Here is a 22,802-nt window from a genome sequence, read left to right on the forward strand (position 1 = left end):
TTCTACCTTTTTATAATTTTATATACTTACCTTAATAGCGAGCAGTAAGCATTTTTTTACGAGTATAGAATTCTACGCCATCTTTACCATTAGCATGAAGATCGCCATAGAAAGATTTCTTATAACCTGAGAATGGGAAGAATGCCATTGGAGCTGGAACGCCTAGATTTACACCTAGCATACCTGCATCGATTTCTTCACGAAATTCACGAATCGCTTTAGCACTATCACTATATAAGCAAGCACCATTAGCAAATTCAGATTTATTTGTGAGCTCAATGGCTTCTTTTAAAGTATCTACCCGAACAATCGATAAGACAGGAGCAAAGATTTCCTCTTGCCAAATTTTCATTTGGGTCTGTACATTGTCAAAGATTGTCGGTCCTACAAAATAACCTTGTTCATTTTCCACGTCTGTTCTTCCATCACGAATGAGAGAAGCTCCTTCATTTTCACCTAACTCAATATACTTCAGCGTACGTTTCTTATGTTCTTCACGAATGACTGGTCCAAGGAATACACCTTCATCTATGCCGTTTCCCATCTTGATTTCGTCTGCTGCTTCCTTTAATCGATTGACTAATTGATCTGCTACTTCTCCCACAGCGACGACAACCGAAGCTGCCATACAACGCTCTCCCGCAGATCCAAACGCAGCACCAATAATATTATCTACCGTAATCTCTAGATCAGCATCTGGCATCACAATGGAATGATTCTTTGCACCAGCAAGAGCTTGTACACGTTTACCATTAGCAGCTGCTCTTTTATAGATATATTCAGCTACAGGTTGAGAACCAACGAAAGATACAGCCTTTATATCCTCATTATCTAAGATGCCGTTTACCACATCGTGGGCTCCATGGACGATATTTAATACGCCATCCGGAAGTCCTGCTTCTTGAAACAATTCAGCTAAGCGATTCGCCAATAATGGTGTTCTTTCAGATGGCTTTAATACAAACGTATTTCCGCACGCAATAGCAAGTGGGAACATCCAGCACGGCACCATCATAGGGAAGTTAAATGGCGTTATTCCTCCAATTACACCAATCGGATAGCGATACATTCCAGATTCAACGCCAGTAGCAATATCAGGGAGTTGCTCACCCATCATTAAAGTTGGTGCTCCTGCCGCAAATTCCACACATTCAATTCCACGCAAGACTTCTCCATAAGCTTCGTTGTAGCTCTTTCCGTTTTCTAAAGTAACAAGCTTTGCTAACTCACCCCAATGTTCAACTAATAATTGTTGATAACGAAACAGAATACGAGCACGCTTAGGAACAGAAACCTTTTTCCACTTTTTAAAAGCCTCTTTAGCAACAGAAACAGCATGATCTAATTCCTGTTGAGTCGAGAAAGGGACACGAGCTATAATTTCTCCTGTAGCTGGATTAGGAACTTCTTCTATTTGTTGAGTTTGAGATTCTATCCATTCTCCTCCTATGTAGTTCTTTAATGTTTGAATAGTTTTTGTTGATTCCATTAAAAACCCTCCTGTTTTCAAAATATAAAAGATTGTTTGAACTTATTATATTTTTCATAACCTCTTCTATCATTGGACACTGTGTAAAATATTCAGGCGGTTTTTTCTGCAATATAAGCTTTATAATTTATAATTTTTTTACATGTTGTCATATAAAAAAAGAAACCCTGTTCGTGGGTTTCTTTACAAATTATGAAGATTTAAATTTAGAAATATATTCATATGAAAACTTAGATGCAGAAGCATATTCATAGGCAGAAATAGAAGCTTCAATTGCTTGGCGTTTATAAGGTTCCATAAAATCTCTTCCAATTAATTCGTACAGCCGATCAAGTCGGTGGTAAAGTGTTTGACGAACAATATGAAGTTGTTCAGCTGTTTCTTTCTTTGCACCTTTACATTGCAAATATACTTTTAAAGTTTTTAATAATTCTCCATTATTTTGTTGATCATGTAGGAGAACAGGTCCTATATAATCATGAATAAACTCATGCAGAACCCCTTGACTATTAGCTGCCAAAACAAGGCGGAAAATGTATAAGTCTTCATAAAAGTAATTAAGCAATTCGTTTGGCATCTTCTCGCGCAGACTCATTGTTTCCTTTGCAGTATGATAACTACTTTTAACATAATCTAAATTATTCACGAATTTTCCTACGCTAAACTCAAGGTGGGACAGTTTCTGTTTTTTGATAAACTCAGATCCTTTTAAATGGTCAATGACTTCCTGTACTCTATATTTAAAATCGTTATCCTTACGATTGTTAAGAAGAATAAAAATAATTGTATCCTTCTCAATGTGTGTTAAGAGAAAAATTCCTTTACGTTCGAAAATAGAACGAGTATATAATTTAAAATAATTAAATTCTGAAGTTACTTTATTTAGGTTCTCTGCCTTGCAAAGTAAGACAGTGCATCCGTTCGGTCTAAGGTTAGGATCGATTTCTAAAAGATATTTATGGATTTGCTCTTCACTATTTTTGCCCGCCAACCAGGTTCGAACCCATTCCCCTTCTTCCGTTTTTCTTTGTTCTTCAATATAGAGTTCACGCAGAAGACTTTGAGCTAATGCTATAGCACTACGATCTAGAATTAGAGAGTCAAATTCGGTAATTTCCTCTCTTTCTGAAACAATAAATAAATCCGCAAAAGTATGATCTAAAGCTTGTACAGATTGATGAGCAATATGTAGATTTGAGGTAACTTCCCCTGTTTGAAGAGCTTGAAGTATTTTTTCTTGTTCCATAGGGGTTTTTCTAGGAATGACTTGGATTTCACCTTGATTAGAAATGTAGAATACAGTTACTTTTAAATAACCATGTAAAAATTCCAAAATCTTTTTATGGGGATCAGGAGAGAGAAGTAATTGATTTAAATTGCTTGAATACTCCTCTAAATCTTCAAGTATTTGATAATGTTTTTTGATTAATAAACTATGAACCTCTTGGGTAATATCAATAAATTTTACTTTTTTAAAGAAAACGATGATTGGGAAATCATAGGAATTAGCTAAATCTATAATCTTTTGAGGAATTTTTGATATGTAAGTTCCTAGTTCTATACACAGTCCAGCAGCATTAGCATTAATAGATTGCTGAACTAACGAGTAAAAGGAGTTATGATCCTCTTTCCACCCTACTCCCGTAGAAAGGATAAGTTCATTACCATGTAAAAGGTTTTGAATAGATGTTACTTCTAAAACATGAACCCACCTAATAAGTCGATGGATACCAGCTTCTCCCCCTATTACTTTTGCATCTTCAAAATGTTGAGTTTGTAAAATTTCCTGTACCGACAATTTCCCCTCAAAATTCATTGAAATCCCCCCTTGATTAATATCTCAAAACATAGAATAAGTTCGTATAACTTGTATGAATTTTTAGAATTTTAAACTTGTACTATTCTTCATGTTCATACGACTAAATGTTTTATAGCTATTTTGAATTTAATATGATTTAGATATTTATTATATTAATAAATTTCTATACATATTCAACACAGAGGGCATATGTTCTAACACACTTTCTAAATACACCCCACTAACTCTTTAAATAAAAGAATTTCATTATTAAAACAGGATGCTTATCAATATAAATTATACAGCTTAAATTTAATTAAAAGCGCTTACAATTTATATTTTAAAATAACAATAAAGCTTTATATCTCTATTCAAAAGGAATACATATTGATTTATTTAATTGATCCATTCATTGTTAATAGCCCTTATAGAGTCAATGAATTATTTCTAGTATAACTTGACTATTTCACATTAGTAAAATGAATGTTTATAATATAATACATAAGAATAACTTATATAAAAGGAGAATATCATGACCTTAAGTAGATTTGAAGTCTTTTACACGATCGTGCAATGCGGTAGTTTAACAAAAGCTGCAGAGATATTAAAGTTAACACAACCTGGCATAAGTCACGCTATTACGAGTCTTGAAAATGAGTTAGGCTTTTCTTTAATTACTCGAAATCGGTCAGGTATTCATTTAACACATAATGGTGAACATATGCTTCCATATATTCGTGATATTCTAATTTTAAATAATACAATTAAGCAGGAAGCTGCAGCAATAAATGGATTAGAAGTTGGAGTAGTAAGAGTAGGCTCATTTACTAGTGTTGCCACTCAATGGTTGCCCTATATCATAAAAGAGTTTCAAGATGATTATGAGGGTATTGAAATAAAATTACTTGAAGGGGATTATTCTACATTAGAAAAGTGGATTTCAACAGGCATAATTGATTGTAGTTTCCTTGTTTCACCTTCATCTAAGTCTTTTGAATTTCGACCATTGAAAAAAGATAAAATGGTTTGTATCCTGTCAAACGAGCACCCTCTTTCTAGACAAGATAAAATCTCTTTTGAGCAAATAGAAAGAGAACCCCTCATCATGCCTAAAGAATCTTGGGATAATGAGACACGTCAGATTTTCCGGGAAAATAACATCAAGCCCAAGGTGAAATTTGAAGTTTCCGATGATCAAGCCATTATGGCGATGGTCCAAAATAATTTAGGTATTAGTGTCCGCCCAGAAATGACGCTAACTCATATTCCTGATAATGTGCATGTTGCTAAGTTAGAGAAAGATTGTTTTCGGCTTATCGGTATCGCTGCTAAGCCCAACAGTTCTCCCGCAACTAAAACATTTATCAAGTATGTTTATTCGTGGGTAGAAAAACATCATTTTTTAGATATTTGATTTTACAGATATTAATAGTTGTATTCTTCTTAGGAAAGGAACCTAACATTATTACTATATTTTTTATAACTAAATGAAGTGAAAAGCACGATCATTACGTCCTTAATATTTATTTAAAAGCTCGTAACGTTTTTCAATACGCTTTTCAATCTTTTCCAAAGCTTGCTTATCTTGAAGTAATGCCTCCCTGTTTTCTTTTACTAATTCTTTAAACGTCTTTTTATTTTTAAGTTGTCTATTTATCATCTCAGTCTCCTTATGTTTTATAGAAAATGCTTATGAAATCATAACTTTAGGCTTACTTATTTTATTAGCTTCATAAAGATAAAAATTAACAAATTTCTTTTATTTCAAATAAAGAAATAGAATAGATTTGCTGATTTTTATCTTTTATAAAAAGGGTTTGTTGAGACAAGTCTAGCTGATGAACCTTTCCTTTACACGTTTGTAAGAGTCCATTTCTACAATAAATAACGGTAAGTGAATGTTTGCTCGTGAGTTTTTTTAAAAACATCTATATCTCTCCTTTTTGTTGCATTAGTCACTATTCTTTTGATTTTCAACCTCTTCAAACAAATTATATTTTTAATACCCTGTTTTATCATTAGACTGTATGTAAGTTTTTTCTAAGAATTCTTTCTACATTGTGACTGAAGTAATTAAAAAATAAGTTATGAAAGTAAAAAACACAAAGAAAATTCTAAATAATGATTCTTCAGCGTATTTAATTGCATTTCTAGTAGGTCTGTGTAAAAATAAGCATTTCAAAAAGGGTTTATTCCGCTTGATTGTTAGACCAAAAAGTGAAAAAGAAATTACTCACTCTGAATATGAAATAGCATTACTAAAGTTGGAAATACAGGAGTTGATATAGATGATTACAGCTGAGAAAAACATAGTGAAATTTAAAGCAAAAGATGGACGTGAGGTGACTATTCGTCCTGCGCAAGCAAGTGATGCAGAGCACATTACAACGGCAGTCAGAGAAATTATTGAAGCTGGGGAATTTATTCAAAAAGATGAACCACGTACAATTCAAGAAGAGCAAAATTTCATTGCGGAAGTAGAACAGAACAATCATATGTACGTTGTAGCTGAAGTAGAAGGAGAAGTGCTAGGTATTGCTCGTGTTCTAAGAGGCGAAATTAAAATGAAGCGTCATACAGGTCTCTTCCGTACATGGCTGATTTCCAAAGCACAAGGAATGGGGATTGGCAAGCAATTTATGAACTATACACTAAATTGGTGTATAGAAAATAACCTTCATAAGCTATCCTTAACCGTTTTTGCTTCTAATGAGGTAGCATATCAATTATATAAAAAAGTTGGGTTCGAACAAGAAGGTATTATGAAAGAACAAGCCTATTTTCATAATGAATATGTAGATGAAATTTATATGTCTATCTTCTTTTCCTAAGTGAAACAAACCTATTTTAATCAATTTATAAAGAAGACCCTTACGTTAAGGGTCTTCTTGTTATTTAAAAGGATTGAGAAAAAAGTCTTCCAATGCCCTATAATTTTCTTGTTCAATTGTTTCATAGAAACGACGAACTAATTCTTCATTTGCTTGGACTGACATTTTTATTTCTTCTTCCCTTTTACTTAAAAGATGTATTCTTCTCCATCCTCTGGAACTTCAATACGAGAAGACATATCTTTATCTTGAATAAAGGTGTGTAAATCTTCACGAGACAATCCCCAGTGGTTGACAGCTTCCATGTGAACGACAACAATTTGAGCGTTCGATGCTGCTTTGTATACTTCATATATATCCGCTTTTCCCATAACAAGAGAACCACCTTCAAAGAATTGATTATTGCCCCCGTTGACTACGATGATTTCTGGGTTATGCTTACTAATCTCTTCTTGAACCCCGTCATACCATACTGTATCTCCTGCTACATATAATGTTTTCTCACTTGAATGTTTGAAAACAACTCCACATACTAAACCTGCAAGCTTTAAAATTTCTCCTCTTCCATGCTCGCCTTTTGTTTTGACTAATCCAATACCTTCAAAAATTGTATCCTCTGTTAACACCTCTATATTTTGAAAACCGGCATTTTTAACTTCTTCCTCATCTTCTTCATTTTGCACAAACACTTTAATGTCTTTCGGCAGCACTTCTTTAGCCGCTTCGTCAAAGTGATCTAAATGAAGGTGAGTCAAAATAACGGCATCAATTCCATTTATAATATCGTCAACAGATGTGGGTAAGCTCACTAAAGGATTCTTTTCGTCTTGTCTTGGAGAATTTGGGAAAGGAGGGTATGTTCCTTTCTCAGCTAACATTGGATCAATTAAGAATTTTTTATTTGCATATTCTACAACTAATGTTGCATTTCGAATGTGTTTAATATTCATGGTTACTAACTCCTTTTTTTTAATATACGGATAGTTTATACTAGGAACACATAGCGAATACAGGGATAAAATCAAGTCTTTTGGCCGTTTCACTTGATTTTTGAAAGGATTTGAATACATGTTAGATCATACAGATATGCATATATTAGAAGAACTATCTAAGAACAGCCGCATCAAGATGAAAGAGTTAGGTGAGAAAGTTCATTTGACAGGACAAGCAGCCGCTTCTAGAGTAGCTAAATTAGAAGATAGCGGTGTGATTGAAGGATATACCATCAAAGTAAATGATGTGAAAATGGGATACTCTGTTCATGCATTAATTAATATTTATACTAAAGATACTCATCATCAGCCATATCTCTCTTTTGTAAAGAAGCAAGAAAAATATGTGATTAATAATTATAAGATTAGCGGAGATGGTTGTTATCTTCTCGAATGTAAATTCTCATCCAATGAATCATTAGATCAGTTTCTTATCGAATTAAACAAACATGTTAACTACAAATTATCAATTGTTGTTAATAAACAATAGGGTATTGATTACTACAGAATTTTTTACTGAGAAGAGAAAGTGAATGTACACTCGAAGAAATAAGGGGTATCAAGATTTCTTTAGTACATAAGCTATAGTCTAAAAAATTTATATAGAGCCTGTTAATTTCATTTATGTAATATAACCTTAACATTTATTTATTATAATTAAGAATTTTAATAGACGTCTTATAAATAGTTACCATTAAACTAATAAAGTTGTTGTCTCCAATCTTGACTCGGAAACAACAACTCTATTCATAGAAAACCAAGAAATAGTTACCATAAGACAAAGGCAAATAAGAACAGTAAACAATCGCGTACGTTTATGTATTGATATCAGTCTTTTGGATTAATCATAGCTAACACTTGATGATCTCTCCACTTTCCATTTACCTTAAGGTTTTGTCTAGCAATTCCTTCTTTATGAAAGCCTGCTTTTTCTAGTACACGTATAGAACCAATATTATGAGGTTGTACTCCAGCTTCTATTCGATGTAACTTCAATTCGCCAAATGCATAATTTACAATTAACTTTGTAGCCTCAGTCGTAAGTCCTCTGCCGTTATATTTTTCGTCTAAAAAATAGCCAATAACAGCACTTTGAGATGACCCTCGGATAATATGAAAAAGATTAATCGTCCCTACTAGTTTGTCCTCACCATTTTCAAAGATACCAAAATAATAGTCTTGATCTTGTTTTACATGTTCAGCAGCTTCTTTAATTCTTTTCACTTGACCTTCAATTGTATAGAAGTCACCACTGCGGGTCATGGCAAACTGTTCAAAAAAATTGCGGTTCTCTTTTTGCAAATCTAGCAATGATTGAGCATCATCAGTGGTAAATGGGCGTAGATGTATATTTTCTCCTTTAATCATGGACTTCTCCTTTTCGATTTGTAAGTTTATTTGGTATTAACGAGCCCTATTACTATATATAACATCATTTTATAGTAATTGGTGTTATTTCGTTTAAACAATATTAAAACTCAGTAATTCATGACTCTTCTCAAACATATGAGGATTGAATAATCATCCTTACATCCATAAACACGAAACAAGCTATAAATATAGTTATGGCTGGCCTTTTTACAATTGAAACTTTCACCTCTTATTACGCAAGCTTGTAAGTATGTCTATAAAGGGAAGACAAATTATCTTTTTTTATATTCTACATACAACCCCAGTCTTACTATTTTATCGGTCTGAAACCACTTACTTCTCTCACACATCCCCCATATAATAAATATACACCGCTTGACCTTCATACAATTTATGTAAATAGTTTCATTAAAGGAGGAAGGAAATGAACAGTTATGCACCGTATTTTTTAATGGCCGGAATCTTTATTCTTATAATCTGCACGATTTTCTTTGCACGAAAACAACACGTTGTATTGAAAAAAGTAGGGTTTATATGTTGGATATCTCTCGTCTTTTATTTTCTCACCGAATATATCGTTATTAGGGCAAGTACTGTTTCCTACAGTTTTTTTCAACAACCAATGAGTGATCTTGGAGTAACAACGTGTGGAAAGAACACGTACATTCTTGCTTCTTATGAAATCTGCTCTCCTTATCATTTGCTAATGAATTGGACATTTACCATTACGGGTCTTGTCATTTTAACAGGGAGCATTGGGCTACATCAATTTTGGCCTCATAAGCAAAAAACTAAGATTGCCACTGCATTGCTTATCACCTTTGGAATAAGCTATAGCATTTCCGGAATTGTCCCCGCTGATCTTCATTTTCTTTGGCATACACTCTCTTCTTTTCCAGGAATGATTGTTCAAATCCCCGCCCTCTTAATAATTGGTATATCTATTCGGAAAGCAAGACCGAAATTAGCACTGTGGACTTTTTTCTGTTCGTCTGTCACCACGATTTCACTTCTTCTAATCCTTTTGCTTCCTTTATTTCCTGAGCTTCCTGGGGGACTATTACAGCGAATACTATATGGATCCGTTTATTTATGGATGGCTGCTACAGCCCTTGTTCTTTGGAGAAAAGAGCATATAAACGTAAAAGATACGCCCTCTAAGTATACTTCTAGAAAAATATAATTCTTGCTTATATTTCTATAATTCATGCAATGAACATTTGGTATATAAGATATATATAATAAGCATTTATCTACCGATGTGTTTAACCATAATTAAACACATCAGCTATTATACGTAATTTTCTTTCCTCTCTTTCTGTTGCCACTTCTAGAGCAATTATGAATTAAATTGGGGATGCAAATACTCACTTAACCCTTTCAAAGCCCATTGAGCAAGATATTTTTGAAATATATAATAGATTCATATAGAAAGCATTACATCTCAAAAAAACGATGTCTTTCAACTTTACAAACTCTAATCGAGAAATTTTTGTACCATTCCCTTTTCCCTTTATCTTGCGCTACCTTATGTGCGGAGTTTTCTTTCCAAGATTTTATTGATTCTAGGGAATCCCAATAGGAGATTGTAATCCCTAACTCTCGATCTCTAGCGCTTTCTATCCCTAAGAAGCCTTTCTGCTTAGAAGCCAGTTCGACCATTTTATTAGACATTACTTCATATCCTTTATCTCCTTCAGTCCGCTGTGAAGTAAAAATCACTGCAAAATAAGGTGGTTCAATATTTCGAGCCGCGCCAACCATATGTTTTTCCCCCTTAGAAAAGTTGAAGTACATTCGATATTGAAAAGTTCAATATCATCGAGCATCCTAATATATTTATACAAAACGAATTTATATAGTGATGGCTAATCAAAACTTAAGGTGCCTTTGTAGAAGTGCCTTGATGAAAGAGCATTTGCCACTGTTCACCTGTTAACTTCCAAATAGAACTGCGTAGGGAATATTCCATAGACCTATGTTTAAGTAATCTAAAGGTAGTTAAAACAATGTGGGGTGCTAATAGTTTAATCTCAAAGTCTGTTATTGTCATTTCGCCTACAGTCTCTTCATTAGGAAGTCTATCTATCGTTATTTCTTTATTAAAAATACGACCAGAACTTCCGAATTCCACAAAATCATGTGCTAAAAACTCCTCTAACTCTACAACAGATTTGCGCACGTCTGGTTGTAGCAATTTTTCTTCAAGAATATAAAGATGTTCTTTTAGTTCTATCTCTTTCATTAAACACTCCCCCTTCATCAAGCTATTATATAGAAAATAATACCACATGAAGTAAAATAGAATGGGACCATTGGTTATATACTAGAATAGGAGATTCCTGTTATGAACAAATCATATTATTCCGTTTTAATTAGTCAAGTAACAACTAACTTAGGCTTTTCTTTATATACAATGACAGTTATCTTATTTCTTCATCATCTAACCGATTCCACATTTCTCACATCTCTCGTTACACTAGTGAGTATACTTGCTCGTATGTTAGGAAGCACTATGCTTCCTCTATTTTCTACTAAACTTCACTTTCAGCCTCTTCTTTTGCTGTCACAAATTATGCAGTTTACTTTCTTACTAATTTTATTGTTTTTATTGACTGAAAAGGATTCACCAGCTCTAATTTTCCTAACCTTTTCAATCATTGGGGTTGTTTCATTCTTTAATGGCTGGTTCTCCCCCTTGAAAACAACGATGATTAGAGTTATTGTACCATCTGAAAGTAGAATAAAAGCTAATAGCTTATTATCTACAGTTGATCAAACATTTCAATTCATTGGCTGGTCATTTGGTGGATTTCTATTAGCCTTTTTAGGAAAAGAATCTACATTAGTGTTTACATTATCTTTAATCCTTATTTCGATGATCTCCCTCTTATGTATAGGAACCGTCTATAAAAGTCCTTATACCCTTAAACAGGAGTCATTCACTTCTAGTTTATTTAATGGATGGCAATATCTTTTTACCGATAAAAAGATAAGAGTGCTCATTATTATGGACTTAATAGAGTCTTGGGCAGGGGTGATATGGATAGGGGCTATATCCTTAGCATTTGTACAAGAAGCTTTGCATAAAGGAGAAACATGGTGGGGATATATTAATGGAGCGTACTATCTAGGAAGTATGATTGGTGGATTCCTTATATATCGCATGTCTATTAAGCTAAATAAGAACTTGATGCTTCTCATGCTATTAGGAGCTAGTTCATTTGGATTTCTCACCCTTTCGTACGGGGTTGTATCTAGCCCCACTCTCGCCCTTATCCTAGTTCTCTCTATGGATCCCTCCTATATTCTCAGAGATTTATGCCAAGAAACAATTTTTCAAAATGCTGCTGATGGGCATACTTTAACAAAAATAATGGCAGCACGATCAACACTCGTACAGTTCATTTTTCTCTTAGCTATTATAGGAACAGGTCTAATCTCTGAAATGTTTAGTATCCGTTTCGTGTATATAGTAGCAGGTATCTTGTTATTAGCATCTGTTATATACGGATTTTCTCACTTTTTGTTTCAATCGAACCGTACTAATGTAAAGAAAGAGTTAGATTGTTAGGGACGTTCTTTAATAAGGACTCTAATTAAACTATATACAAATGAAGCCAAAAACTTCTCCTGTTTAGAGAAGTTTTGGCCATATTAATTTCATAAAAAAACGCTACATTCAATTCTCTAATGCTCCTCTTTAGTTGCTGAATTTCCGATGAATCGATTTAATCCTCTCTTATATTCTTCCAGCTCACGACTACCTGTAACAGGCTCAATCTGTTCCAATGAGGAAAGAGAACTGCTAATGATAAATTTACGAGGAGAAGCGTTATCCTCCAATACTTCATCATAAATAAAGGTAATAATCTCCAAACACTCTTTTTGTTTCGTTTCATCCCCAACATTGTTCTTCACAAAACGTTTCAATGCTGATGTTACACGGATAAATTCAGTTGAAGAATGCTCATCCCTTCGCTCTTCAAATAAAGAAGTGATTACCTTTTCACTAAACAGGGGTTCCCTATTCCCAATTCCTGTTTCTATCATTTTTTTAGTATGTTCCATGCAATAACGAACAGCATGTTCAATTGTTAAAGAAGTGTTTAAGATTTTATTTGTTCTAAGAACATTGTTAAGCATCCCATCAAATAACACAGCTCCATCAAATAATTCGGAATGTTTTCCTTGGGGGAAGATTTGTTGAAATCGTTTATATATCCAATTTAAAGTTGAGATTTTCAGTTCTTCTATATAATGAAAAATCTTTTTTTCGTTCAAGACTAATGTTGTTTCAATAATCTTAGATATGTTATTTTCCGCTATAAAATCCATCATAAAAATCATTTGCTTCTCAAACATATGACAATCACTATCGGTATATTCATCCGCTAATTTTTCACGTTGTACAATCATTGTTTCTTGTAAAGTAGACAGCAATGATAATAAAAGTTCACTTTTAGATGAAAAATATTTATAAAATGTTCCTTTTGAAATATCACTTCGTTCTAGAATATCTTGGATGGAAGTATCAAGATATCCTTTTTCTATAAAAAGCTTGTGCGCTTCTTCTAAAATGTCTTGTTGTTTCTTGTTCATCTTATAACTCCTTTATTCATACTTGCTCTTCTATTTAATATATCTCATGTAGCTTTTACATTATAGAATTTTTCTTATCTCTTGATGAATGGATAAAAATAATTATATACTTGTAGTACAATAAATATACCAGTAGTACAAAAATGAACTAATGGTATAATTAAAATTAAAAATTTTTAGTTTTTATTATAAAGAGATTACAAAAAAGCATGTAGAAAAACAAGGAGCACTGCTAGAGGATGCTCTATGAAAGGAAGATTATGATGGAGAATTCAAATCAACGTTTACCTGAAAAAGAAGTATTAGGCTTACTTAGTGGCAAGAATGGTGAAGATCCATTTCCTTTATTCGCACAACTTCGAGAAATAGGACCTGTTATCTCTATTTCATCTCCACTGCCTGGCACAAATCAGCAAGCATGGTTGGTTACGCGTATGGAAGAAGCTATGCAGCTATTAAAAGATCACACTCACTTCACTGTAGATCAAAGTACAATCGAAGGCCAAGTAGATATTCGGAAAGGTAACAGTGATGCCTCTGCTCCACCTACCTTTTTAACCGGAAAATCAATGCTTTCCGTTGATAACCCTGATCATAAACGATTGCGTAGACTTGTATCAAAAGCTTTTACACCACGTTATATGGAAAGTTTGCGTCCCCGCGTTCAGAAAATTGCTGATGAGTTGCTTGATCAAGTTATAAATAAGGGTGAAATGGATATTGTGAAAGACTATGCTTATCCGTTACCAATTAACGTGATTTCTGACATGCTTGGCGTACCTCAATCAGATCAAGGAAAAATTCACAAATGGTCTTCAGCCATTGCGCATGGTTTAGGACTAGGAAGAAAAGAACCAGGAGTTGCAGAACAAATAAAAGCTTTTGGTGAATACATCGCAAAGCTTGTGGAAGACAAGCGTCACCATCCTAGCGATGATCTCATTAGCCAGCTGATTGCAATTGAAGAAGAGGGAGATAAACTTAGCATAGAAGAACTTCTTTCAATGATTTCTCTATTAATTTTTGCTGGACATGAAACAACTTCAAACCTAATCGCAAACGGGACGTTAATATTATTAGATCGTCCAGAGCAGCTTGAAAAACTTAAAGAGAATGCTGATTTAGTTCCCTCAGCTGTAGAGGAATTGCTTCGTTTTAACGGACCTGCCACAATAGCAGGACCTCGCTTTGCTACTGAAGATATTGAATTTGCTGGCCAGCAGATGTCTAAAGGAGACATGGTTATTCCGATATTAAAATCAGCAAACCGGGATGAACTCAAATTTGCAGATTCAGAAGACCTCGATATTACACGTGAAATTAAACAACATCTTGCTTTTGGACATGGCATTCATTCATGCTTAGGTGCACCATTAGCTCGTATAGAAGGAGACGTTGCATTTTCTACTCTTTTAAAACGTATGCCTAATCTACGACTCAGCGTTCCTCGAGGAAACGTTAACTGGGAGTTCACTTTAAGTTCACAAGGATTATCCTCCCTTCCTGTTGCTTTTTAATCAAAATGGCGCAAGAAAGATACTTTAGCTAGAGATTTATGAAAAAGCACCCTTGCTAACAAAGGGTGCTTTTTCTTTTTTTATTGAGCTTCTCCTACAACAGAGAAGCGTTGCTTTATATGTTTTGGATTTTCAATTTCATCAACAACTGCAATGGCATAGTCCTCATAGCTGATATAGCTTTCTCCTTTATTGTTTAGGATAAGCTGCTCTCCACCTGTTTTGTACTCACCAGTTCTCTTTCCTGCTGGATCAAAAAAAGCAGCTGGACTAAGGTGTGTCCATTTTACATCTTCAGTCTTTTTAAATTCCTCTAAGCTTTTCCCCATATTTGTAGCTGTTGGAAGATATGCTTCAGGAAAATCAGGAGTGTCAAATAAGCGCGTTTTTTCTTCCTTATCAACATAAAGACTGCCTGCTCCCCCAACCACAAGTACTCTTGTATCTGTTCCTTTTAGGGCTTCTATTAATACTCGGCCTGCTTCAATATGCTGCTGTTCTTCTCCATGTGGTGCGTTGAAAGCATTTACTACAACATTAAATTTTTGAAGATCTTCTTTCTTTAAGTCGAAAATATTTTTTTCTAGAACGTCTACTTCTTTATTTTCTATCTTTCCTGCATTTCTTACAATCGCTGTTACTTCATGATCTCGATCTACCGCTTCTTTCAAAATTAAGTTCCCTGCTTTACCGCTTGCTCCAATAATACCAATTCTCATCTTTATTCCTCCTAAAAAAATAAACTTGTAACTATTTAAATTACATGTAACAATAATAATTACAAGTGGGGTTTTTGTCAATAGAAAAGTCACTCCCTTCTATCCTTTCTTTCTTTTCGTGTATAATAATGCTTGTAACTTCTATCAAATGGCTAGAATATGTGCAAGGAAGGTGACTGACATGTCTATAAGCAGCCGATTCTCTGTCGGAATTCATATATTATCTCTTTTAGAACTAAACAAAGAAAACGTTAATTCCTCTGAATGGATTGCCAAAAGTGTCAATACAAACTCAGTTGTTATTCGTAAGATTATGGGGATGTTAAAAAATGCAGGATTAGTGAATGTTCGCCCTGGAGTTGCTGGAGCAGAGCTTGCCAAAGAGCTATCTGCTATTACGCTTCTTGATGTGTATAAGGCGGTAAACGTTGTGCAAGAAAATGAGCTATTTAGCATACATGGCAATCCAAATCCAGAATGCCCTGTTGGAAAAAATATTCAAGAAACAGTGATGCCGATCTTCACAGCTGCACAGTTAGCACTTGAAAAATCGCTCGAAAATGTAACCATTGAAGATGTTGTAAAGGATATTAAACAAAAGGCCGAAACAGAGAGCACAAATACAACATGCTAAATATAAAAAAGCCGGAAGATAGCTAAGCTATCTTCCGGCTTTTTTTAAAACCTTTTATCCTTTAACACTTTCTTTTTTCATCATCCCAAATACTTGCTTCCAAGACATCTTCTCACTATATTTCATAACGCCTCGTTTGTATAAACGATTCGCAACAATACTTATAAGAAGTGTTGTGACGATAATAATGACAATTCCTAAAGCAAGTTCCCATCCAGCTGCACTTCCCATTAAATAACGACTAAACATAAGGGTTGGTGTAAGAACAGGAATGTATGAACAAATTGTAATATAACTAGCCGTCGGATCTCCCATTGTCATCATTCCTAAAAAGAAGTTTGCAAATGAAATCATCATTAGGGGAGAAGTGAAGTTTCCAATGTCTTCTGAACGTGATGCAAGTGACCCTAATGCTGCATAAATCATTCCATTTAACATAAATCCAATTAAGAAGAACAAGATAAACAGAAGAGTAATCGAAACAGTAAAGCCGCTTACATCAATAAAATCTAAGGCTAAAGTATCTGCCCATCCCAGTGACTTAACAATTAGGAACGAACCTAGGATAACGAGAATATTCGCCAGACCTATAAGCATATTGGAGATAATTTTTCCGTACATCATTGTAATAGGTTTTACTTTTGTAATCATAATTTCCATTACGCGGCTGCTTTTTTCACCAACAATTCCATTCGCAATACCTATTCCATACAAAAGGATAAACATATACATTGTGAAAACAAATACCCAGACAACCCCTGTTGGTTTATCATCTGTATCTGAATCTAATACCGTGTCTTTAATAGTAATTGGCGTCTGCAGCTCTTTTAACACATCGCCAGAAATGCCTTGTTCAGTTGAAACCTTTGCACTGTACTGCTGTTGAAGAGTGCCTTGTAACACCGTTGTAACTGAAGCTGGTGGTGTGAATTCGTAGCGCTGTTCAAGAACGGGCTTTCCTGATTGTTCTTCAATAATATAAAGAGCTTCATAATCTCCATCTTTTACACCTTGCTCTGCTTTACTAACTTGATTACCTTCTAAAAATTTAAACTTGTAATCTTCTTTTAAGCTACCTAACATTGCATTATCTGATACTTGATAGTTTGTACCTTTATTTACGATGGCAATTGTGTCTTTCTCTCCATCACTTTTAAAATGTGTAAACCCAAAAAAACCAATTATCGCTATAAAAGGAATAATAATTCCAATCCAAAACCCTTTTTTCCCAAACTGCTCTTTTAAATGAAAGCCAAGTACTTTCCCGAAATTCCCCATTATCTCACCTTCTCCACAAACACTTCATGAAGGGTTGGCTCAAGAAGTGTAAATTCTCGAATAGCGGTCCCACTTGCTTTTACCTCTTGCAGTAGTGCTAATCCTTCTTCATCACTTTTTACTTTTTGCTCATAATACAAGCCATTTTTCTCCCACTCACTAGAAAGAGGTTGATCAATCTCTGGCAAGACACGAAGATAACGATAGCCATAACTTTCTTTAATTTCTTTTACTGTTCCTTGTACAACTGGATTTCCAGCTTTCATCATAATAATATGCTGACAAAACTGTTCAACCTTATCCATCCGGTGAGAAGACAAAATAAATGTTTTACCTTTATGTACCTCTTCTTGAATGATGCGTGATAGTAAATCAGCGTTTACAGGATCAAGACCGCTAAATGGTTCGTCTAAAATGATAATATCTGGATTATGTAGGACGGTTGCGATAATCTGAACTTTTTGCTGATTTCCTTTTGAAAGCTCCCCTGCTGTACTGTTGTGATAGTGAGAAATTTCAAAGCGTTCAAGCCATTCTTTAATCTTTTCTTTTGCCTGCTTTCGTTTCATCCCTTCAAGCTCTGCAAAATATAGTAGCTGCTCGCTCACTTTTGCTTTTGGATACAGTCCTCGTTCTTCTGGAAGATATCCAAAGGTTACGTTCCGTTTAGAAAAGGTTTTCCCTTCCCAATGTACGCTTCCTCCGTTTTTTGGAATAAGATCAAGCATCATTTTTAATGTCGTTGTTTTTCCTGCTCCATTACGACCAAGCAAACCAAGAATCTCACCGCGTGGTAATGTAAAGGAAAGATTGTTTACTGCCTGATTAGACCCAAAGCGTTTGCTTAATCCTTCAACTACTAACGTCATATTTGCACCTCTCTTTTTTAATTAACATGTTTTTAGTTTACTATTTTTTAATAACATGCAATCTAACTTTTCCTTTATCCCTCCTTTACTTTTTTATACGAACAACTTCTAAAAAGGTTTCAAACCTTTTCCATTTTCCCTAGCAGTAAGGAGTTCTCCCTAGCTTTCTTACTAATTTAAAAAGATGCCAATAATCGTTGTAATAAATAACACAACAAAAAAGGCAATTATAACGTACCCAATCATTTTAATGCTTTTTGGAGTGTTTTTATGACTTCCTTTGTATGGATTTCCTGTCACTTTATCCAAATGATCTTCAACATCGTTGAAAGGTTCTTTCATGTATATCTCCTTCTTTATTCTACGATAACAAACTTTTCCCTTCTTTCCATACAATAATAACCATTATTTCCAGTCACCTTTTAACGTTCTTTTCTTGCTAATGTTTCATCCCCCTATAAAATAGGGAAAAGACTAATGTAAGGACAAATGATCATACAAAAAAAGGACGGATTTATAATGAAAAACAAGCCTTCGAAAAACGAACTTATTATGTCAATTCTTTTTACCATTATTATGGCAATCTCCGCCCTTTACTTCCTTATAGCACAGCAGAGTAAAAACGGTGTGATTGTTTCCCTTCTGTTCACCATCATGGGTGGTTTAATGATAAAGAAAGCCAAGAAAAATTCACATAAACCAAAAAGCAGGAAGCTTTAAATATGCTTCCTGCTTTTTGGTTTATGTGGCACAGTTCGACTTTTTTAACACTTTACTTAAACTGTTTTGGAATTCAATTTTCATATTAATGGATGTTTTGTTTAAATGCATGGCATGCTTAGGCTTAATAGCTACGACGCTAGGTACAACACCCATCAAATCTAGTTCGTGAAGGAGGTCAACAAACTTGGACACACCGTCGTCTGTAATCCCTCCAACGCCGCTAAAATCAAAGTAAATAACATCATACTCTTTCTCAAAAATCTTAGCAAGTAGTGGTGTTTCATTATGTTCGATAAGCTCGTTATCCAAATCACCAAAAAGAGGCACAAGCGCTTCTTTTTTCGTAATTTCAATGAGCGGGGAGCTTAGCTTTTTCACTTTTGTTAGAGCTTGCTCAAGTTCTTCTTTTTTATCTAAAAGCTCCATATTTGTTTCAGCAAGTCGAGCTCTGTGCTGTGAGACTAAACGTTCTAATTCAGTAAGGCGTGTATCTTTTTCAATACAAAGCACATGCCCTTCTCCAGCGTGCCAATGAATGGATACATCCATGAGAGCGTATGGTGAATAAAGCGTGCGCATTGTAAGCTCACATGTTGCCATTCTATTAAACTCGCTTAGAATAGACAATGCCTTACTTTTACTTCCCGAGTCCACAAGTTCCAAAAAGTTATCTGCATGTGGAAAAACATCGTTGCTTTGTGCTGATTGAGATAAAATTGTGAAATCATGCTTCACATGGAAATACGGATGCGGTAAATATTGACTAACTGACACTTGTTTCCACTCCTTGTGGATAGTGATTTATCCAATTCTGAGTTTCTGCTAGACTACTGATAAGTACAGTTCGCTCAGACGTATGTGAAGCAAAAGAATACTGTGAAATAAGCCGTCCCCCGACAATAACGATTGGACTATTTGGCAGACTTTCAAGTTCTTCAATATATTCTCTTAGCTGTTCTGCATGATAAATAATTGAAAATGAAAGGGAAATCACATCTGGTTTCCATTCTTTTGCTGCTGTTGTTGCATACTCAAGCGGAAGATTTGGGCCCATAAAACGAGTTTCCCAGCCACTTTCTTCAAAGAGATTACAGGCCATTTTTAAGCCAAGATGATGTTGTTCATGCTGGAGACATAAAAACATGGCTTTTTGGTTTTTAGGCGGAACCTCTTGTTCCCTAAGCTTTTCCCACTGATATCTTGCTAAAATAAATTCACACGTTGACGTAGCTAGGTGCTCATCTGCAACGGTTACTTCATTTTTTTCCCACAAGTATCCAATGTGTGCCATCGCTTTTGCCACAAGCTCTTCATAAATGTATAGACTATCCTGCCCGGAATTCTTTATCTCAGAAAGAAGCTTCCATGCTTCTTCTTGACTTCCTGATAGCAACAATGAAGAAAGCTCAATATATTTTTCAGGCAAGAAACATCACCTCATTTATTTTCTAGCCTTTCTATTGCCTTTTGCAAAAAGGCAATATGCTTTTGTACCCCTTCATTTTTCTGCTTTTTAAACTGTTTAATAAGTCGTTCAAAATTATCGATTAAATGATCGGTTTTCATCCCTCGAGATGTTAAAATACCGTTCAGCCATTCTGCGTAGTCAATAAACATTTTCACGTTATCGTGATGAATGGCAGCGCGAAGCTGGTTCAAATGATGTTCATTGTCCTCTTGGCATTTCTGTTTGCCCGCTTCTCCAAACTTTTGAAGAAGTTCTGGATACTCAGTATAAATCTCTTCTGTAACTTCCGTAACGATCTTGTTTGCTATAGCACTATTCATGTTGCTACCTGTCTATATCTGCTTACTTTTGGGCGGATAGAAGCAAGATTTTGATCTGGATAGTTTTTTTCAAGTTCATGCACTTTTTTATACTCTTTGCTTGTTATATATTGAAGGTAATCTTCTTTAGATTCCCAACATATTTCAACCGTTAATTCTGCTGGGTGCTGTTCATTTTGTAACAGTTGGAAGGAAACAAACCCCTCAAACTCATCAACTAATTTGGAGCGATTTTGATAGATATGAATAACTTCATCTATTTTATCTTCTGGCACTACTACTGTTGAGTGAACGGTGTACATATTTTCTCCCCACCTTTATTCGGTTAAATAAAGAACTGCATACATATTATTTTAACAAACTCTATCCCCTTTTGAAAACGATAGTCGGTTTTACTCATAATGGTGAATAGGATTTAACAAGAATTTTGTATTTTATAAAGGTTCTCACCTTTGTAAATTTAAATTATAATAATCTTCTAATAAAAAATGAAAGTCCTGCTTTTTTTGTCGAATGGGTAAAATTCTCTCTAGAACTGCGAAAAGAAAGGAGCACGCAAAGTGAAGGATTTATCAACACCTAATATGGATATCATTACAGGCATCCTCTATAGCACAGTCTCAGAAAATGTCTGCCGTCTTAAAGAAAGTATCGAAGATGCAAGCGAAGTTGAAATTCATTTCAAAGGAAAAGAGCATAATGAAAATAGTATTGCAGAGCTTTTAAAACATATTGCATATGTTGATTTAAGGTGGGTGTATAGATTGAAATGTACTTCTATTCCTCCAGAGCTAGAGAAAGAGTACGGACCTGAGTTAGATGAAAAAGGGAATCTCCCCTCTGCTGAAGGATCTTCTCTCTCCTTTCTTCTTCAACAACTAGACGCTGTTCACCAAAAATTAAAGGAAGTTTGTGTTACGTTAAAAGATGAAAATTTAACAAAGGTTGTTTCATATGAAAAAGGAGAAAAAGCCACCATTAGATGGGGACTTTGGCATATGGCAGATCATAATCGTTATCATCAAGCACATATCAACAAACTCCGTCAAATGTATAAAAGAACATAAAGAAAAAGGCATTCACCGCCGTGAATGCCTTTTTCTATAAGGGGAAATTCTTTACAAGAGTAAAGAGGGTTAAACAAAATAAGGGAAAGTCTTGCTACCGCTTTGTTACATTGTAAAAAAGAGTTGTAATTTGACTTTTTTGCTTGTTTTGTTTGACATCTTTATCTTATTATAAATATGTAATAAAATAAAATGATTAAAATTAAAAAAAGTCATCATTTTTTTTGATGGGAGTCCAACAACAAATGGAATTTAAAGACTTACTTATTTTTAAAACGCTTGCTGAAGAAGGTAACGTCACAAAAACAGCTGAAAAGCTTTGTTACGTTCAGTCGAATATTACTACTCGGATGAAGAAATTAGAACAGTCTCTAGGGGCTACACTATTTTATCGTCACTCAAAAGGAATTACGCTCACTTCAAAAGGAAGACTTCTTCTAAAAAAAGGAGAAGAAATTTTGCGGCTTGTAGAAGAAACGGAAACGTTATTAAAAGAAGGAGACAGTCCAGCAGGTCATTTAACAATTGGAGCTAATGAAACAACGGCTCTTGTGCACCTTCCCCCACTTTTGACAACGTTTAGCATGCAATATCCTGATGTTCATCTTTCTCTGCAAGTTGATTCAACCGAAAACTTAGTTGAAAGCGTTCTTTCTCACGAACTTGACGGCTCTTTTGTTGTAGGTCCTGTGCATCATATTGAAGTTGAAACTCTTCCTGTATTAAATGAAAAGCTCGTTATCATTACAAACAGTGAAGAACCTTTTAATGAAACAAATCCAAGTCATCAAACTCTTTTAACTCGCCCAAACTATGTTCACCACGCTCGTATTCATGAATGGCTAAATGGAAATGGAATTAGACCTGCAAGAACGATGGAATTTAACACATTAGAAGCAATTATTAGCTGTGTAAAAGCAGGGCTCGGGTTCTCTGTATTAACTAAATCTCTTGCAGACTATCATCGAAATGATGGATATCTTCACTATCATGAGCTTTCTGCTTCTTCCTTTCAAACCATTTTTATTTATCGAAAAGACGGATTAATCACAAAAGCATTTGATGCTTTTACAAAGTCAATTGAAGCTGAATTTCTCTCTTAAAAAGCACGAATTTCTCGTGCT

Annotated in this window: 27 protein-coding genes; 10 read left to right on the forward strand and 17 right to left on the reverse strand. The window is 34.6% G+C overall.

Annotation, left to right across the window (positions count from 1 at the left end; genetic code table 11):
• Positions 1-31: 31 nt before the first annotated feature.
• Positions 32-1,489, reverse strand: coding sequence for a CoA-acylating methylmalonate-semialdehyde dehydrogenase (locus tag B9N79_RS20980; RefSeq protein WP_040058072.1), 1,458 nt, complete (start codon positions 1,487-1,489; stop codon positions 32-34).
• A 190-nt stretch (positions 1,490-1,679) separates the two neighbouring features.
• Positions 1,680-3,305, reverse strand: coding sequence for a PucR family transcriptional regulator (locus B9N79_RS20985; protein ID WP_040058073.1), 1,626 nt, complete (start codon positions 3,303-3,305; stop codon positions 1,680-1,682).
• Positions 3,306-3,819: 514 nt separating this feature from the next.
• On the opposite strand from B9N79_RS20985, the gene B9N79_RS20990 reads away from it, so the two are divergent.
• Entirely contained in the window at positions 3,820-4,701 is an 882-nt protein-coding gene (locus tag B9N79_RS20990) for a LysR family transcriptional regulator (RefSeq protein WP_019393448.1), read from the forward strand.
• 102 nt (positions 4,702-4,803) lie between these two features.
• On the opposite strand, the gene B9N79_RS20995 is transcribed toward B9N79_RS20990, so the two are convergent.
• Both B9N79_RS20995 and B9N79_RS21000 read right to left on the reverse strand, forming a co-directional pair.
• On the reverse strand, positions 4,804-4,947 hold the full coding sequence (locus tag B9N79_RS20995; protein ID WP_019393447.1) for an FbpB family small basic protein: 144 nt from the start codon (positions 4,945-4,947) through the stop codon (positions 4,804-4,806).
• An 85-nt stretch (positions 4,948-5,032) separates the two neighbouring features.
• Positions 5,033-5,215: a YolD-like family protein gene (locus tag B9N79_RS21000; RefSeq protein WP_019393446.1), complete on the reverse strand. Its 183-nt coding sequence runs from the start codon at positions 5,213-5,215 to the stop codon at positions 5,033-5,035.
• A 360-nt stretch (positions 5,216-5,575) separates the two neighbouring features.
• On the opposite strand from B9N79_RS21000, the gene B9N79_RS21010 reads away from it, so the two are divergent.
• Complete coding sequence (locus tag B9N79_RS21010; protein ID WP_040058074.1) at positions 5,576-6,118, forward strand: GNAT family N-acetyltransferase; 543 nt, start codon at positions 5,576-5,578, stop codon at positions 6,116-6,118.
• A gap of 188 nt (positions 6,119-6,306) precedes the next feature.
• Here B9N79_RS21010 and B9N79_RS21015 read toward each other — a convergent pair whose 3' ends face one another.
• Positions 6,307-7,068, reverse strand: a complete 762-nt coding sequence (locus tag B9N79_RS21015) for an MBL fold metallo-hydrolase (RefSeq protein ID WP_040058075.1) — start codon at positions 7,066-7,068, stop codon at positions 6,307-6,309.
• Positions 7,069-7,186: 118 nt separating this feature from the next.
• Here B9N79_RS21015 and B9N79_RS21020 point away from each other — a divergent pair, with 118 nt between their 5' ends.
• A complete protein-coding gene (locus B9N79_RS21020; protein WP_040058076.1) occupies positions 7,187-7,600 on the forward strand; it encodes an Lrp/AsnC family transcriptional regulator in 414 nt (137 codons plus the stop codon).
• Positions 7,601-7,938: 338 nt separating this feature from the next.
• Here the strand turns inward: B9N79_RS21020 and B9N79_RS21025 are convergent, their stop codons facing one another.
• A complete protein-coding gene (locus B9N79_RS21025) occupies positions 7,939-8,478 on the reverse strand; it encodes a GNAT family N-acetyltransferase (protein WP_040058077.1) in 540 nt (179 codons plus the stop codon).
• A 427-nt stretch (positions 8,479-8,905) separates the two neighbouring features.
• Here B9N79_RS21025 and B9N79_RS21030 point away from each other — a divergent pair, with 427 nt between their 5' ends.
• On the forward strand, positions 8,906-9,664 hold the full coding sequence (locus B9N79_RS21030) for a DUF998 domain-containing protein (protein ID WP_040058078.1): 759 nt from the start codon (positions 8,906-8,908) through the stop codon (positions 9,662-9,664).
• Positions 9,665-9,918: 254 nt separating this feature from the next.
• Here the strand turns inward: B9N79_RS21030 and B9N79_RS21035 are convergent, their stop codons facing one another.
• Complete coding sequence (locus tag B9N79_RS21035; protein WP_040058079.1) at positions 9,919-10,245, reverse strand: antibiotic biosynthesis monooxygenase family protein; 327 nt, start codon at positions 10,243-10,245, stop codon at positions 9,919-9,921.
• Between the two features lie 115 nt (positions 10,246-10,360).
• Complete coding sequence (locus tag B9N79_RS21040) at positions 10,361-10,726, reverse strand: nuclear transport factor 2 family protein (RefSeq protein ID WP_040058080.1); 366 nt, start codon at positions 10,724-10,726, stop codon at positions 10,361-10,363.
• A 102-nt stretch (positions 10,727-10,828) separates the two neighbouring features.
• Between B9N79_RS21040 and B9N79_RS21045 the strand changes: the two genes are divergently transcribed.
• A complete protein-coding gene (locus tag B9N79_RS21045; RefSeq protein ID WP_040058081.1) occupies positions 10,829-12,055 on the forward strand; it encodes an MFS transporter in 1,227 nt (408 codons plus the stop codon).
• A gap of 116 nt (positions 12,056-12,171) precedes the next feature.
• Here B9N79_RS21045 and B9N79_RS21050 read toward each other — a convergent pair whose 3' ends face one another.
• Entirely contained in the window at positions 12,172-13,083 is a 912-nt protein-coding gene (locus B9N79_RS21050; RefSeq protein ID WP_040058082.1) for a TetR/AcrR family transcriptional regulator, read from the reverse strand.
• Positions 13,084-13,346: 263 nt separating this feature from the next.
• Between B9N79_RS21050 and B9N79_RS21055 the strand changes: the two genes are divergently transcribed.
• Complete coding sequence (locus B9N79_RS21055) at positions 13,347-14,600, forward strand: cytochrome P450 family protein (RefSeq protein ID WP_040058467.1); 1,254 nt, start codon at positions 13,347-13,349, stop codon at positions 14,598-14,600.
• Between the two features lie 80 nt (positions 14,601-14,680).
• Here B9N79_RS21055 and B9N79_RS21060 read toward each other — a convergent pair whose 3' ends face one another.
• Entirely contained in the window at positions 14,681-15,319 is a 639-nt protein-coding gene (locus B9N79_RS21060) for an NAD(P)-dependent oxidoreductase (protein ID WP_040058083.1), read from the reverse strand.
• A 181-nt stretch (positions 15,320-15,500) separates the two neighbouring features.
• Between B9N79_RS21060 and B9N79_RS21065 the strand changes: the two genes are divergently transcribed.
• Positions 15,501-15,953 (forward strand): Rrf2 family transcriptional regulator, encoded by a 453-nt coding sequence (locus tag B9N79_RS21065; protein ID WP_019393432.1) that lies wholly within the window; start codon positions 15,501-15,503, stop codon positions 15,951-15,953.
• Positions 15,954-16,007: 54 nt separating this feature from the next.
• On the opposite strand, the gene B9N79_RS21070 is transcribed toward B9N79_RS21065, so the two are convergent.
• The 3 genes from B9N79_RS21070 to B9N79_RS26255 form a co-directional block, all read right to left on the reverse strand.
• A complete protein-coding gene (locus B9N79_RS21070) occupies positions 16,008-17,231 on the reverse strand; it encodes an ABC transporter permease (protein ID WP_040058084.1) in 1,224 nt (407 codons plus the stop codon).
• Positions 17,231-18,100: an ABC transporter ATP-binding protein gene (locus B9N79_RS21075; protein ID WP_040058085.1), complete on the reverse strand. Its 870-nt coding sequence runs from the start codon at positions 18,098-18,100 to the stop codon at positions 17,231-17,233. The genes B9N79_RS21070 and B9N79_RS21075 overlap by 1 nt, the downstream gene beginning before the upstream one ends.
• Before the next feature lie 171 nt (positions 18,101-18,271).
• Positions 18,272-18,442: a hypothetical protein gene (locus B9N79_RS26255; protein WP_019393429.1), complete on the reverse strand. Its 171-nt coding sequence runs from the start codon at positions 18,440-18,442 to the stop codon at positions 18,272-18,274.
• A gap of 177 nt (positions 18,443-18,619) precedes the next feature.
• Here B9N79_RS26255 and B9N79_RS21080 point away from each other — a divergent pair, with 177 nt between their 5' ends.
• On the forward strand, positions 18,620-18,820 hold the full coding sequence (locus tag B9N79_RS21080) for a hypothetical protein (protein WP_019393428.1): 201 nt from the start codon (positions 18,620-18,622) through the stop codon (positions 18,818-18,820).
• A gap of 21 nt (positions 18,821-18,841) precedes the next feature.
• Here the strand turns inward: B9N79_RS21080 and B9N79_RS21085 are convergent, their stop codons facing one another.
• From B9N79_RS21085 to B9N79_RS21100, 4 genes are read right to left on the reverse strand one after another with little or no spacing between them, the layout of a single operon-like run.
• Positions 18,842-19,597, reverse strand: coding sequence for an STAS domain-containing protein (locus B9N79_RS21085; protein ID WP_040058086.1), 756 nt, complete (start codon positions 19,595-19,597; stop codon positions 18,842-18,844).
• Positions 19,587-20,249, reverse strand: coding sequence for a cobalamin B12-binding domain-containing protein (locus tag B9N79_RS21090; protein ID WP_046217012.1), 663 nt, complete (start codon positions 20,247-20,249; stop codon positions 19,587-19,589). The genes B9N79_RS21085 and B9N79_RS21090 overlap by 11 nt, the downstream gene beginning before the upstream one ends.
• A gap of 11 nt (positions 20,250-20,260) precedes the next feature.
• Positions 20,261-20,611, reverse strand: a complete 351-nt coding sequence (locus B9N79_RS21095) for a hypothetical protein (RefSeq protein WP_040058088.1) — start codon at positions 20,609-20,611, stop codon at positions 20,261-20,263.
• Positions 20,608-20,913, reverse strand: a complete 306-nt coding sequence (locus B9N79_RS21100; protein WP_040058089.1) for an antibiotic biosynthesis monooxygenase family protein — start codon at positions 20,911-20,913, stop codon at positions 20,608-20,610. Before B9N79_RS21100 ends, B9N79_RS21095 begins: the two co-directional genes overlap by 4 nt.
• 258 nt (positions 20,914-21,171) lie before the next feature.
• Here B9N79_RS21100 and B9N79_RS21105 point away from each other — a divergent pair, with 258 nt between their 5' ends.
• A complete protein-coding gene (locus B9N79_RS21105) occupies positions 21,172-21,678 on the forward strand; it encodes a DinB family protein (protein ID WP_040058090.1) in 507 nt (168 codons plus the stop codon).
• Positions 21,679-21,923: 245 nt separating this feature from the next.
• On the forward strand, positions 21,924-22,781 hold the full coding sequence (locus tag B9N79_RS21110) for a LysR family transcriptional regulator (protein ID WP_019393422.1): 858 nt from the start codon (positions 21,924-21,926) through the stop codon (positions 22,779-22,781).
• The last annotated feature ends 21 nt before the right edge of the window (positions 22,782-22,802 follow it).

Source organism: Priestia filamentosa (assembly GCF_900177535.1).
In the GTDB taxonomy this organism is placed as follows: Bacteria; Bacillota; Bacilli; order Bacillales; family Bacillaceae_H; genus Bacillus_I; species Bacillus_I filamentosa.

Bases quoted from the DNA above. Each gene is read 5' to 3' on its own strand.
- B9N79_RS20980 (WP_040058072.1), bottom strand. From the start codon at position 1,489: ATGGAATCAACAAAAACTATTCAAACATTAAAGAACTACATAGGAGGA.
- B9N79_RS20985 (WP_040058073.1), bottom strand. From the start codon at position 3,305: ATGAATTTTGAGGGGAAATTGTCGGTACAGGAAATTTTACAAACTCAA.
- B9N79_RS20990 (WP_019393448.1), top strand. From the start codon at position 3,820: ATGACCTTAAGTAGATTTGAAGTCTTTTACACGATCGTGCAATGCGGT.
- B9N79_RS20995 (WP_019393447.1), bottom strand. From the start codon at position 4,947: ATGATAAATAGACAACTTAAAAATAAAAAGACGTTTAAAGAATTAGTA.
- B9N79_RS21000 (WP_019393446.1), bottom strand. From the start codon at position 5,215: ATGTTTTTAAAAAAACTCACGAGCAAACATTCACTTACCGTTATTTAT.
- B9N79_RS21010 (WP_040058074.1), top strand. From the start codon at position 5,576: ATGATTACAGCTGAGAAAAACATAGTGAAATTTAAAGCAAAAGATGGA.
- B9N79_RS21015 (WP_040058075.1), bottom strand. From the start codon at position 7,068: ATGAATATTAAACACATTCGAAATGCAACATTAGTTGTAGAATATGCA.
- B9N79_RS21020 (WP_040058076.1), top strand. From the start codon at position 7,187: ATGTTAGATCATACAGATATGCATATATTAGAAGAACTATCTAAGAAC.
- B9N79_RS21025 (WP_040058077.1), bottom strand. From the start codon at position 8,478: ATGATTAAAGGAGAAAATATACATCTACGCCCATTTACCACTGATGAT.
- B9N79_RS21030 (WP_040058078.1), top strand. From the start codon at position 8,906: ATGAACAGTTATGCACCGTATTTTTTAATGGCCGGAATCTTTATTCTT.
- B9N79_RS21035 (WP_040058079.1), bottom strand. From the start codon at position 10,245: ATGGTTGGCGCGGCTCGAAATATTGAACCACCTTATTTTGCAGTGATT.
- B9N79_RS21040 (WP_040058080.1), bottom strand. From the start codon at position 10,726: ATGAAAGAGATAGAACTAAAAGAACATCTTTATATTCTTGAAGAAAAA.
- B9N79_RS21045 (WP_040058081.1), top strand. From the start codon at position 10,829: ATGAACAAATCATATTATTCCGTTTTAATTAGTCAAGTAACAACTAAC.
- B9N79_RS21050 (WP_040058082.1), bottom strand. From the start codon at position 13,083: ATGAACAAGAAACAACAAGACATTTTAGAAGAAGCGCACAAGCTTTTT.
- B9N79_RS21055 (WP_040058467.1), top strand. From the start codon at position 13,347: ATGGAGAATTCAAATCAACGTTTACCTGAAAAAGAAGTATTAGGCTTA.
- B9N79_RS21060 (WP_040058083.1), bottom strand. From the start codon at position 15,319: ATGAGAATTGGTATTATTGGAGCAAGCGGTAAAGCAGGGAACTTAATT.
- B9N79_RS21065 (WP_019393432.1), top strand. From the start codon at position 15,501: ATGTCTATAAGCAGCCGATTCTCTGTCGGAATTCATATATTATCTCTT.
- B9N79_RS21070 (WP_040058084.1), bottom strand. From the start codon at position 17,231: ATGGGGAATTTCGGGAAAGTACTTGGCTTTCATTTAAAAGAGCAGTTT.
- B9N79_RS21075 (WP_040058085.1), bottom strand. From the start codon at position 18,100: ATGACGTTAGTAGTTGAAGGATTAAGCAAACGCTTTGGGTCTAATCAG.
- B9N79_RS26255 (WP_019393429.1), bottom strand. From the start codon at position 18,442: ATGAAAGAACCTTTCAACGATGTTGAAGATCATTTGGATAAAGTGACA.
- B9N79_RS21080 (WP_019393428.1), top strand. From the start codon at position 18,620: ATGAAAAACAAGCCTTCGAAAAACGAACTTATTATGTCAATTCTTTTT.
- B9N79_RS21095 (WP_040058088.1), bottom strand. From the start codon at position 20,611: ATGAATAGTGCTATAGCAAACAAGATCGTTACGGAAGTTACAGAAGAG.
- B9N79_RS21100 (WP_040058089.1), bottom strand. From the start codon at position 20,913: ATGTACACCGTTCACTCAACAGTAGTAGTGCCAGAAGATAAAATAGAT.
- B9N79_RS21110 (WP_019393422.1), top strand. From the start codon at position 21,924: ATGGAATTTAAAGACTTACTTATTTTTAAAACGCTTGCTGAAGAAGGT.